This is a genomic window from Arcticibacter tournemirensis (genome assembly GCF_006716645.1).
Classification (GTDB): Bacteria; Bacteroidota; Bacteroidia; order Sphingobacteriales; family Sphingobacteriaceae; genus Arcticibacter; species Arcticibacter tournemirensis.
The window spans coordinates 1,952,197-1,964,637 of the sequence record NZ_VFPL01000001.1; the positions used below are offsets into that span (position 1 = coordinate 1,952,197).

Sequence of the window (12,441 nt, forward strand, 5' to 3'; positions counted from 1 at the left end):
TTTACTTTTATAAAGTGACGAATCCGACTGAAGTATTCCCTGGAGTAATCTTTTACTCTTATCTCTCGACCATGAGAAAAGAGAAAGTAGGTTTTTTTGAGCATAATACACTGGTATTGCAGGTTTCCGGCCAATTTACGATGGAAACTGCCGCTCAGAAGGTTTCCATGCGGCGGGGCAATATGTTGCTGATACGGAAAAATCAATTGGGGGAAATTAAAAAAATGCCCCTTGAGGGCGAGGATTACCAAACAATCGTTATTTGCCTGAAGGACGAGATACTCCGGATGATAGCACTGGAAGAAAAGATAGAAGTTCAGCAGAAATATACCGGTGTACTCAATGTTCTCGTTCCTGGCAACGATTTTTTAGCAGGTTTCTTCGAATCGGTAATTCCTTACATTCATCATCCCGAAGAGAAAATAACCAATGCTATCGGTGTGCTAAAGGTGAAGGAGGCTGTATATCTCCTCCTCAATGCCATGCCCGAACTTAAACAGTTTCTGTTCGACTTCTCTGAGCCTCACAAGATAGACCTTGAAAAGTTCATGAACAGTAATTTCCATTTTAACGTTCCCGTTGAAAAGTTTGCGCAGCTAACAGGCAGAAGTCTGGCAGGTTTCAAACGCGACTTTCAGAAGGTTTTTGGTATGTCGCCCCGGCATTGGCTGCAGAACAAGAGGCTGCAGGAAGCCCGTCACCTGATAGAGAAAAAGAACAGTAAGCCTTCGGCGATATATCTTGACTTAGGCTTTGAAAGTCTAAGTCATTTTTCGCATTCATTTAAAAGAAAATTTGGTAAAGCGCCTACGGAGTGGGTGTAGTATTTGCGCATGATTATAACTTTCTATAAAATAATTAACGATTTATGTGGGAGGTGAAAATTATAGCGATTTGTAAATTAGGCGCTTACGAAAAGAGCCGGATTTATACGTACAAAAAAGACGAATTTAATTGAAAATATATTTGATAAGTACGACAGACTTTCTATCTTTGCAGACCCTTAAGAAAGGAAGTTCTTTAAAAAAAGAAGTAATAAAAAAGTTCGGGGTGTAGCGTAGCCCGGTATCGCGCCACATTTGGGATGTGGAGGTCGTAGGTTCGAATCCTGCCACCCCGACGAAAACCAGTCTAACTGGATTCAAAAGCCTCTAAATATCATAGTTTAGAGGCTTTTTTGCGTTTAAACAGTTCATATATTAGACCTGAAAATCGAAAATCCGAGACACTGTCTCGGATTTTCGGCTAGCCTTTTCCAAAGTGAGCTGTATTGCACGAAGCCAACACAAAGGTGCGAACTCACCATTCGTGCTATCAGCTAATCTATGCAGTTCATTTCTTTGCCTCCACGATCAGCCACTTATTCAATGTATTTTCCGGTGCTTCCAGCACTACTTTATAAAACTCTGAAGGATAGTTTTTGAGGCTTAGCCAGGCATGTTGATCTTTCACCGGTACCTCTCCGATAAGACGATATGTATCTTCGTTCCCGGTTTTAAAATTGTTCGTTTGAGCCAACCATACTTTAACCGTACCTTCCGGATTGATTGCCTTCCAGCTAATATCTATGTTACCCTGTATGAAATTTACTGCTGCCCCAGCGATAGATATTTTTCCAATCAAGGGTGTGCCATCAATTTCACGTTCAATTTCCTTTGGGACACGCACATCCATGAACCGGCAAATAGTCGGCATGATATCTACAATTGCGGGCTCGTATCTCGTTGCATAAGAATTCAGAGGCCGATAATTCGTTGCCATCCAGGTAGTTCGTTGTCTGGGAGATTGGCCGCCGTGCCTGTGACCGGTTTTTTCATCCCTGCCGTGATCAGTAGTAACAACCAGCATCCAGTTTTCTTTGAAGCGACTTTTACGATATTCAATAGCTTCATTTAACCTTCCTATCTGAGCATCCAGCATTTTTACTGCCGCTTCAAACTCCGGACTGTCGCCGTGCAGGTGGCCCATATCATCCGTGTACTCCAGATATACCCATGAAAGGTCTGGTGCATTCTTCCTGATGGATGCAACAGCGTCATTTACAACCTGCTCGTCAATTTTATGCATATAAGACCGGGCGGCATCATGCTTAAACCTTAAAGTGTCCAGTTCATAACCATCATAATACCAATCAAAATCAAGGTTGCCGGCCTCGGGAAGACGATAACCGAGCAGCTTGGTCCGGTTATCCCGCCAGCTCGAAAAAATAGCTGTTCTCTTTAACGGATATTGCGACTTAAATAGTCTGAAGATATTTTGATAATTATAGTTAGGTGCCTTAACATTATTATCAGGTACGTTGTGTTTGTTTACCCATGTTCCTGTTAAAAGACTATTGTAACCTACCGCCGAGATCGTAGGAGTTTGATTATAAGCGGCTATGTCGCCACCCACATGCATGCGCGTGTAACTTCCAGCGGTCATAATTTTTTTTATGTTAGGAAGATCGAGCCTTTCTATTACATCGGCGGGAATGCCGTCCGCAATAACAAATACAGTTTTTCTGGTGCCCTGAGCCTGAACACCTGAATAAAACGCAAAAAGTGCAATAAAAAATGATAAGATGGATTTATTCATATTCCAATTTTAATAAAAAAATGCTGCTTACACCGCTATTCTCCCGAAGGTACCTTTATATCTTGTCCGATCTTCACCGGCTCTCCGAAGTTTGGTGTGCCGTCGGTATTCCATGTGAATTTCTGAATCCTCACGTTGCGGCCATTGTTTTCCGCCCCGTTCGGAAGCGAACGGGCATGATAGATAATCCAATCTTCTTTACCGTCGCGGGATTTAAAGAATGCGTTATGTCCTGTACCATAGGCACCTGCCGCAGGATTTTGAGCGAAAACCGGTGAACTTGTTTTAACCCAATCTGAACGCACCATAGGGTCGCCGCCGGTTTTTAACTTCAACACTCCAAGGCAATAGTTATCTACCCAATAACCACTTCCTGAATAGACCAAAAATACGTCACCTTGCTGGTTCTTTAATATTTCAGGTCCTTCGTTAATGGCTGAACCATATTTCTCCCACGTATATTCAGGCGACGAGATCAGTGCACGTTCCCCATCTATGGTCCATGGATTACTCATTTTGGCGATATAGAGATTCTGTGGGGCACCGCCTGCTATCCCTCCCGACCATATCATATACATTTGGTTGTTGTGTTCCAGGATTGTTCCGTCGATTGCCCATTGATCTGTCGGATCGGCAATTTTTCCTTTTAAGGACCAGCTTCCCTGAACGGGGTCGGCCGAAGTATTCTCAATCACATACATGCGATGATTGGCATTTGTCCCATTATCAGCGGCAAAATAAACATACCATTTGCCATTGATTTTGTGCAATTCGGGCGCCCATAAGTTTTTTGAATAGCTTGTACCCGAAGCGGGTCTCCATAATGTTACCGGGCTTGCTTTGCCAAGCTCCGAAACTTTCTCTGTCGGGTACACCACAATGCTTCCTCCCTGCGTATAGGTATAATAATAAGTCCCCTCACTTTTAATGATCCAGGGGTCGGCACCACTCAATAATGGATTTGTGAAGGTAGCTGTCTCAGTCGAAGCCGGGGTAGCAGTGATCATCGTCTTCTCTGATCGTTTCCCGTAATTATCGATGGCTACAGCAGTAATCTGATAGGGTGCATATACAGGCAGTTTGAGCAGATAGGAACTTTCTTTCTGGCCGTTTACATTTACATTGACCGATACGGCATTTTTGTCATCGGCCCCTTCCCGGTTATAAGAGATCGCGACAGAAACTATACCGGATGGATTGCTCCAGGCAATTCTCAGTTCGTTCGCATGATAAGTTCTTTCCGCAGTTAAGTTGGTAACCGGGTTAACTTTTTCCTCTTTTGGGTTTTCCTTTTGTTCGCCGTCCGGAACCGCAGGTTCGCTACGCCCGCAGGATGAGGCGAGTGTGAAAAAAAGTATAAGGAATTTAATCAAAAACGAATGATATTGAATACTTCGCATAACGTACAATTTTAAATTTAAAAAGCTCAATAAGAGGGGAGAATTACCGATTTTGAATCGGGTACATCGGAGTATTAATCTATGGAATTAACAATAAGGGATTGGCCGACACGACCAATCCCTTATTGTTAATTCCACTTTTGTGCTACCACTGAACTTGCTGATCTTCGTCGGGTATCAATGTATTTAAATCACGTTGCATGGATAGTGTACCCTCAACCTTATATTTCAATCGCTGTCCGGAAATTGTGGTATAATCCTCAAACTCGTACGACAGGTAAAGTGTAATATAAATATGTTTCAGATACGGACGCTTTGCATCCCATTCCTCAGTCTTCGTGTAATACGAAGGGTTTGCGCCTAACTTAAATTTGTTATTGTCGGCATTATCGCTCCAAAGCTGCAACTTTTTCTTACCGACAACCAGCTGATCATCCGTAAACTTAACAAACACTTTATAGTTTTTACGATCCAAATATTCCACGTTCCGCGTTCCGGCATAGAAAAAAACCGTCTTGCTGTCCGCCACGAAAGCCCTGTGCGTGTTTAATGTCAAAGGGTCATCCGCACTCCCATCAAGGTATACCTTTAAAAGAGTACCACTATATTCACCCGAATAATCGTTAAACGGATTAATATGCAGCATAGCCCTCCGGTATTGTTTATTCGGATTAGCTTTATAGTCATACGAAGGATCATCCAGAATCTGCAGCGGCAATACCCATTTATCAGCCTGATCCAGATCTCCGAGAGTAAAGTCGATAGGTATTGTAACGGTACTCGTTCCCGCCGGAACTTCTATCGTTTCTGGCATACTGTAATATTTACTGTCCAATTGCCTGAAATATAACTCCTGACGGTGTCCAAATTCTTCCTGGTTTAATCTTGCCAGCGTATCAGGGTCCAGACCAATATGTATAATACGGTTTTTGGTATTTTGCGTTGACCCGCTGATCACAACCGGAAGGTTGAACCTTACTTTTCCTTCCGGGTAATAACGCAAGTAAGCCGGTGTCACCCCCTGATCATTTGCTTCCGCTTTGAATGATGCCATTTGAACGAATTGCTCATCTTCCCATTCATCATTACATGAAACAAAGCATACCGCTGTTGTTATCAGTAAAAATAATATATATATATTCTTCTTCATTGTCGCAAAGTGTAATTGTTTATTCAGGATTTGTCCAGCCGGGGTTTTGGATCAGTTCTTTGTTGCGCCTAAGTTCAGCAAAGTTGATGGGCCAGAACCACATTTTCAGAGTGAAAATAGAAGGCAACGAGGGTGTTTCAACCGGTGTATGGAAAAGATCATTCTGAGTTTTAGTGGCATAAGCATTATATCCATAGACTGGGGCTGACTCCTCTGCCGGTGCATCCGTCCAACGGCGTAAATCAAAATACCGGTGTCCTTCGGCAAACAGTTCAATCTGGCGTTCTCTTTTCAACTTAATACGAAATTTGCTCTGATCGGAATACACGTCGCTTGTATAATCAGGCATTCCAGCACGGATACGAATTGGCCGAATGCCCTTCTTCATTTCGCCAATATCCCGGGAGATAGAATAAGTCTGGCTGCCATCCCACGAAGGAATGTTATAAGATCCGTTCAACTCATTCAAGGCCTCCGCATAGATCAGCAGTACTTCGGCATATCGGATAGCAGGATCAGCCTTCTTTTTCAGCCGGCTTGCATCGTATCCCGTAGGGACTACATTACTGATATCGTCAGGATGCACATACTTCTTTATGCCAATTCCTGTACGGAGCCAGAATGCTGTATTTTTATATCCATTAGGTTCTCCACGGTTGTAAAATATCTGTACATTCTTCTTTTCATCGCCTGAAGTGGTTGCGTTCAAGAGATTCCAGGTAGAACCATTATATGCAACTGAAGCATAAAAGCGGGGTTCGCGCCGAGTGTACTGTTTGTTTACACCAACTCCCACGCCTCCTAATTCGGGATAAGTTTTCGCGTTTATTTCAGCTGTCGTTACGTATCCGGTCTCCCTTCTCGCCGTGTTATACCGGCCCTCATAACCTTGTCTTCCTGCGTACATATCATTCATTCCCGGTATGTCGGTCCCATCATTCATATAATATGCGTCAACCTGTTTTTGCGTCATACCATGGCAATTATATCCTTTAGCTTCAAGACGAGGTAACTGATGTAAAACCATAACACCTACACCTTCGCTGCCCTGGTTCTGACCGCGGGTGAAGATCAGTTCCGGATTCTGATAAGCAGGAACGGCTCCGTTAAACACTGCCCGATAGGACTCGAAAGGGTCGATATTTTTCCAGCCTGAAGGCCAGTCGCTGTTTGAGAATTCGTTATCAAGCGGCGGAGTCACAGTTGCAGGGTACGCAACATCTCCCGTTGATTTGCTGTAAGAAACGTACAATTGATACATCCCAAGGTCCATGACATCCTTTGCAGCCGCAGCAGCCTTCGCCCACTTCGATTCATCATAGGTTGCTGAAAGTAAATGCTTCCCGTCTTTATTAACCATTGCAGCAGCTACCTCAGCCGGCGCTTTCCCATTGGCCAGAGGGCTTGCCGCAAACAATAGTATCCTGGCGCGCAGGGCTAAAGCAGCGCCACGGGTAGGTCGGGCAATATCCTGTACGCCTTGAGATTGAAACGGGAGCCCCTTAGCAGCTTCTGCGAGTTCCCTAGAAAGATAATCAGCACATTCCTCGTACGAATTTCGCGGCAATGCCAATTCATTATACTCTTTTGTGTAATCAATACCTTCATCAGGCACAATAGGAACCGGGCCAAACGTACGCAGTAATATCCAGTAGAAATAAGCCCTTAAAAACCTGGCCTGTCCTTTGAGATTCGCTTTTTCGGTTTCAGTAAACGTCTTATTAATATCGATGTTATTCAGAAAAACAGAGGATTGCCGGATTCCCTGGTAAGCTGTATTCCATATATCATCGCTTTCACCATTTAAACCACTTTCACTGTATTGTCCGTATTTCCATTTCTTGTACCGATCGTCCAAATCCCCGAAATACATGTCGTCCGCGAAATTGAAGGGTACAGCTTTCTTGCTGCTGACATCCTGCATATAATCACTCGCCAGAAAATTGTATGCCCGTGCCAGCCACCTGTTGGCATAATCCGGATTAGTAAACACATCCTCTGTGGTCATCCGCTCATCAAAGAGATAATCTGAGTCGAGATAATCGGTACATCCGCCAGTTACTAAAATTGACGCTGTTAAGGTTAAAAATATAATGATTCTTTTCATATTACTCAATGCTTATAAACTGACTGATACTCCTAACGACAGCGTTTTACTCAGCGGGTATCTTTTCCCGTCTGAACTGCCCATTTCCGGATCCCAAAGCTTGAAATCGCTGAATGTTAACAAGTTTGTGCCTATCAGGAAGAAGCGAACCGTATTGAGATGGGCTCTGTTGACCAAAGTTTTTGGAAGGGAATAGCCAACATCCAGCGTTTTCAAACGCAGGTAAGATCCATCCCTAAGCCAGAATGTAGACGCCCGGTAATTGTTTGGATTGTCTCCGTATGTCAGGCGAGGATAATCGGCATTAGGATCTTCATTTACCCCTAATACCCAGCGGTTACTGTTTGCCAGTTCATTCAATATATTTCCCCATCCGTCTCCGCCCTGGAACATATAAACCGAGGTTCCGTTAATAAAATAACTGGATTTTCCTACTCCCTGGAAGTGCACATTCACATCCAGGCCTTTCCAACTGGCTGACGCTCCAAACCCATAGGTGAGATTTGGTCTGGTTGTTGCACCAATCGCCACTATGTCATCATTATTCACAATGCCATCCCCATTTATATCTTTGTATTTGATATCACCAGGCATCACTTCTCCGAAGGTTTGTCTCGGACTATTACGGATGTCATCATAGTCTTTGAACAAACCCAGATCCACCAGGCCTCTTGCCTGGTTTACCCGGTGACCTTCCTGTAGCTTGTAGCCGTAAATAGTGTTTTCTTCATCTCTTTCAAGAATCTCATTCTTGCTATAAGTGATATTGCCACGTAAGGTGAAGTCTACCTGGTTAAGTTTCTGCTTGAGCGTAAAATTTCCATCGAATCCACGCGCTTCTACTTCGCCTACGTTTGCAGAAGGATTGCTCTCCAGTCCAGTCATTCCGGAAAGAAATCTGCGTTCCATATAAATTCCTTCACGGTGCTCATAAAAGTAATCGACAGACCCACTGAACTTATCGTGAAACAATGAATAATCAATTCCTAAGTCCTTTTTTGTTGAGATTTCCCATGAAACATCACGGGAGGATATGGACGAATAACGCATACCATTCCAGGCAGGTTCTGAAGACTCAAAATCAGCAAACTGATAGCCTCCGCCGGTCATCTGTTCGATTGAATACAGATAAGGGAATCTAATATCATTTCCCAGATCATCATTCCCCGTTTTTCCGTATGAATAGCGAATCTTTAGCATATTCAACCAATCCAGGCTTTTCAGAATAGGCTCCTCTCCAATATTCCAGGCACCTGAAATAGCCGGAAAAAATCCGTACCGGTAATCTTTATGGAAATTCTCCGAACCGGTATATCCGAAATTGAAATCAATAAAATAACGCGATTTCCAGTTGTAATTGGCGCGTCCCGCTACTCCCTGGTTTCGGCGTGCAATTCCATTTTTAAGATCGGTACCTATATTCTGGGTAAATACTTTTGAAGCCTGACTATATTTCAAAACCGCACCCAGGTTATGAGACCCGATACTGCGGTTATAATGGGTCTCCCATTCAAAGAACTCCCGCTTGTCTCCGTCTGATCCCGACGATTGGATCATTTTTTGTTCTTCTGCCACGCGCTTAAATACGAGTTCACCTTCGTTACGAAGGCGATCGGCATTCCATACTTCGGGACGCTTGAACCGCTTAATCCAATTGGTATTGTACGTGTCATACCCGAACCTTCCCAAAAACCGGAGTCCTTTGGTAATGAAATCGAGCTTTTGATCCAGGTTTAAAGTAGTTTGGATATTATTCGCCCAACTTTGGTTGTATCCCGTCATGGTACCCTGTACCCAGGGATTGAGGTTATCGTCCTTACCTGTCCATGATGGCACTCTCCCGTTCGTGTATAGCAGAGGCATCATGACCGCATTATATCCCATCAGTGAGGTCCAGATGGCATCCGTTCCAACTCCAGGATCATTCTGCTTCCGTAAGGACCCCGAAACACCTCCGCTTAACAAAGTGGTTTTCGTAATATCCATGTCCACGCTCAAACGATAAGTATACTTATTGAAATTGGTGTTGGTATTATACTTTTTAATGGCATTGTCGACTTTATACATACCCTCCTGGTTCTGATAGCTTCCCGATATATAATAACGGGCAGTTTTTCCGCCTCCACCTAAATTCAGCACACTACGCTGACTCTTTGCTTCATCCCTAAGCACTACATCCATCCAGTCTACATCGGGGAAACGGTCGGGATCCAGCCCAAGACGAAGTAATTCAAGTTCTGTCGGCGAATAGAGGGCTTCCTGGTTTCGGGCGGCCTTCGCCTCATTGGCCAGCGATGCATAGGTGTATCCATCAGCAAATTTTGGAAGTTTAGTCAGCTGGCTATAAAAACCTTCTACTTTAGCGTTGATATTCACTTTCCCCTCTTTTCCCCGTTTGGTTTTGATCAGGATAACGCCATTGGCGCCCCTGCTGCCATAAATAGCTGTAGCAGAGGCATCTTTTAACACCGTAAAGGATTCAATATCTTCCACATTAATCTCGTTCATGTCGCGTTCAAAGCCATCGATCAGTACCATTGCCGCATTGCTGGCGCCGAAAGTAGAGATACTGCGGACCCAGAATTCGGAAACACTCCCCGGGCGCCCCGAAGTCTGCATAGCCATGATACCAGGTACCACTCCAGCCAATCCGTCGGCTATGGAGGTGGTAGGATTCGATTTGAGCCGCTCCACATCTACTGTGGTGATCGCTCCGGTCACAGCTATCTTTCGTTGCGCCCCCGTCGAAGTAATCACCACTTCGTTAAGCGCATTCGCTTTGGTTTCTTTCAGTACAATATTGACAACCCGCTGTTCTTTCACCAGTACTTCCTGCTTTTCGAAGCCAATGTATGTAAAGACCAGGGTTTGATATGCAGGCATCTTTATCGTATACTTTCCATTGACGTCGGAGATAGCGCCCAATCCCGGCATGTTGGCAATGGATATACTTACTCCTATAAGGGGTTCTTTATTTGTGTCCGTTATAAGTCCTGATACTGTCACCTGTTCCTGTGACAGTAGGTCAAAGGAAATTCCCAGTAACACGATACAGGTTAATAAAATAAATTTCTTCATCATCTAGAATAGGTTTTCATTCGTTAATCTTCTTTAGCTATCTTCCGGATCACCCAATTGCCGGCCTCTCCGATATAAAAACACTTCCTCTCTTCATCGTAGGTAATTGCCTGAGGGAGGTTGAAGCGAGCCTGCTTTCGTAAATCTCCATTGGCATATCCACTTGTACCGTTATTCCCCCTTCCGGCGAATGTGCTTACCCTTCCCTGTGGAGTCAGGATGCGTATGGCATGGTTCTCCGCATCGCAGAAATAAAAATCGTACAAATCGTCTTCTCCCGATTTTTCATACTCCGGATTTTTCACAAACACACCTTGTACCGGCTTACTCAGACGCGCAGCGGTCCCTACTCCATCTACGTAGTCTGCACTACCTGAAACTCCGCAGACAGTATAGGGGACTTTAAAGATTTTCTTTTCCCGGTCATAATCGGTACGCATAATATAATGTTTTTGATTTGCGATTAAATAGGCATAATCCCCCGAAGGATGGACAACCATATACAAGGATACTCTGGTATCCGGAGCTGTGAACGCCAGTTTATCCTCCTTAGTAACAAAATCATACCTTCTTACTTCAGCCGTGTAATATTTTGAATAATATAATTCTCCGTTTTGCGGATGGACCATTGAGCCGTTCACACTCCGTGCATAAACGGGGATAGGTTCCTTTTGAAGAAAATTTGACGAACGGGAAAATATGTAATTACCATATTTGGTATCGCTGGCCTGGTTTTCAGAAACAATCATGTCTTGATTCCCGTCAATCCGCCAATTGATCATGGAGACCTGGGCCATATCGGTTTTAAAGATGCTTACATATCTCCTTTCGAAGTCAATTAAACGGGCATTATTCTTATCACCTGAGAAATAAAGACGATCATGATTTCGTGGATCAAAGGTGAACCACAGTATTCCCTTAAACGCCCCGCAATCTTCGAAAGACCCTTCCTTCTCCTTGTAATTAGATCCCACTTCATAATATGTCCCTAAAAAAGTCGAAACAAGGTATTTCTTTACATAAGTTAACCGTTCCTTCGCTTCGACCTGGGTGAGTTCCTGATTATTATCATCCAGAACACTTACTTCTATGTCTCCATCATAAGCCTTCATCGGAACGATACAATACACATTATTACCGCTCACTTTGATAACTTTCGCTATTTGTCCTCCAACTGTGACTTTTATTTTAGAGGGGTCATTCCCAAAGTTTTCGCCATATATAACCAGGTCGCTCCCATATCCTGCTTCCTTAGGCGAGAAATCCGTGACCACTACCGGTTTAGACGGATCGTAACCAACATCCTGCTTTTCGCCCTCTTCTTTTTTACATTGCGTTAAGCAAAGAGCAATCAACCCGAGCCACATCCAATGGGATTGCCAGCGCCAGGCTTTAACATTGTTTTTTATTTTCATATACATATTGCTTTTATCCGGCAAGCACCGGGTTACTCTATTTTAATTGTTTATCATCCTTTTTGCCACCCGACCGGAAGGGACGAGCTTTAAGTAACAATAATCTTGTTATGAATTCAATTAGTCCGTTCTGCTAGTCTCAGAAGAGTTCATGTCAATGGGATCTGTGACACTCTCAGAGCACCATATAGGATATCCTGAACTACCTTAAGTGTTCATTGCCTGTATCGTCGTGACGAATTGAATAACAGTATTGAGGATGCCTTCTCTTAAGAAGCAGGGAAGGCGGAGTTGTGAAATAAGTACTTGTTGGTCATATTGAAAATTTAAGTTTAAATATTTGATTTAATTGAATTTAGATGAATTGTTCCTTAAAGTCATCCGTCTGAAATAAACAATAGGAGTTTCATATACAGTTTTCTATTTGGTTATTAAGCGTGTGTCTCAATTCACATCCTGATATTGTCTTGTTCTTTCATCATAGCGGCATCAGTCATTAATGCCTCAGGGTTAAGCCTCTAATGGGTAGCCTCTAATACTGTGTCATATCCTTATAAAGGTTATAATTGGGAATCCATTTTAAAGAGTCTTTCGTTTCTGCTTCGATACGAAGTACAAGTTTTACAATCCAAAATAAAGGAATGGCGCCAGGATTATTTGTTCAACCTTTTGTCGATTCGTCTCATTTTTGAGGTTAATGATAAATGTCACTAC

The 12,441-nt window shown here is 43.4% G+C and carries 7 protein-coding genes and 1 tRNA gene; 2 read left to right on the forward strand and 6 right to left on the reverse strand.

Annotated features, from left to right (window positions below; all coding sequences use genetic code 11):
• The first annotated feature begins 71 nt into the window (after positions 1-71).
• Both BDE36_RS08200 and BDE36_RS08205 read left to right on the forward strand, forming a co-directional pair.
• Positions 72-824, forward strand: coding sequence for a helix-turn-helix domain-containing protein (locus tag BDE36_RS08200; protein WP_235904278.1), 753 nt, complete (start codon positions 72-74; stop codon positions 822-824).
• A gap of 222 nt (positions 825-1,046) precedes the next feature.
• Positions 1,047-1,120, forward strand: a tRNA-Pro gene (locus tag BDE36_RS08205).
• A gap of 212 nt (positions 1,121-1,332) precedes the next feature.
• On the opposite strand, the gene BDE36_RS08210 is transcribed toward BDE36_RS08205, so the two are convergent.
• From BDE36_RS08210 to BDE36_RS08235, 6 genes are all read right to left on the reverse strand, one after another.
• Complete coding sequence (locus BDE36_RS08210; RefSeq protein WP_141814475.1) at positions 1,333-2,577, reverse strand: alkaline phosphatase family protein; 1,245 nt, start codon at positions 2,575-2,577, stop codon at positions 1,333-1,335.
• Between the two features lie 35 nt (positions 2,578-2,612).
• Entirely contained in the window at positions 2,613-3,977 is a 1,365-nt protein-coding gene (locus BDE36_RS08215) for a glycoside hydrolase family 43 protein (RefSeq protein WP_202618133.1), read from the reverse strand.
• A 145-nt stretch (positions 3,978-4,122) separates the two neighbouring features.
• Positions 4,123-5,127 (reverse strand): DUF4973 domain-containing protein, encoded by a 1,005-nt coding sequence (locus BDE36_RS08220; RefSeq protein ID WP_141814476.1) that lies wholly within the window; start codon positions 5,125-5,127, stop codon positions 4,123-4,125.
• A 19-nt stretch (positions 5,128-5,146) separates the two neighbouring features.
• A complete protein-coding gene (locus BDE36_RS08225; RefSeq protein ID WP_141814477.1) occupies positions 5,147-7,234 on the reverse strand; it encodes a RagB/SusD family nutrient uptake outer membrane protein in 2,088 nt (695 codons plus the stop codon).
• A 12-nt stretch (positions 7,235-7,246) separates the two neighbouring features.
• A complete protein-coding gene (locus BDE36_RS08230) occupies positions 7,247-10,315 on the reverse strand; it encodes a SusC/RagA family TonB-linked outer membrane protein (RefSeq protein ID WP_141814478.1) in 3,069 nt (1,022 codons plus the stop codon).
• 20 nt (positions 10,316-10,335) lie between these two features.
• Positions 10,336-11,727: an IPT/TIG domain-containing protein gene (locus BDE36_RS08235; protein WP_141814479.1), complete on the reverse strand. Its 1,392-nt coding sequence runs from the start codon at positions 11,725-11,727 to the stop codon at positions 10,336-10,338.
• Positions 11,728-12,441 lie beyond the last annotated feature (714 nt).

Bases quoted from the DNA above. Each gene is read 5' to 3' on its own strand.
- BDE36_RS08225 (WP_141814477.1), bottom strand. From the start codon at position 7,234: ATGAAAAGAATCATTATATTTTTAACCTTAACAGCGTCAATTTTAGTA.
- BDE36_RS08210 (WP_141814475.1), bottom strand. From the start codon at position 2,577: ATGAATAAATCCATCTTATCATTTTTTATTGCACTTTTTGCGTTTTAT.
- BDE36_RS08215 (WP_202618133.1), bottom strand. From the start codon at position 3,977: ATGCGAAGTATTCAATATCATTCGTTTTTGATTAAATTCCTTATACTT.
- BDE36_RS08230 (WP_141814478.1), bottom strand. From the start codon at position 10,315: ATGATGAAGAAATTTATTTTATTAACCTGTATCGTGTTACTGGGAATT.
- BDE36_RS08220 (WP_141814476.1), bottom strand. From the start codon at position 5,127: ATGAAGAAGAATATATATATATTATTTTTACTGATAACAACAGCGGTA.
- BDE36_RS08235 (WP_141814479.1), bottom strand. From the start codon at position 11,727: ATGAAAATAAAAAACAATGTTAAAGCCTGGCGCTGGCAATCCCATTGG.
- BDE36_RS08200 (WP_235904278.1), top strand. From the start codon at position 72: ATGAGAAAAGAGAAAGTAGGTTTTTTTGAGCATAATACACTGGTATTG.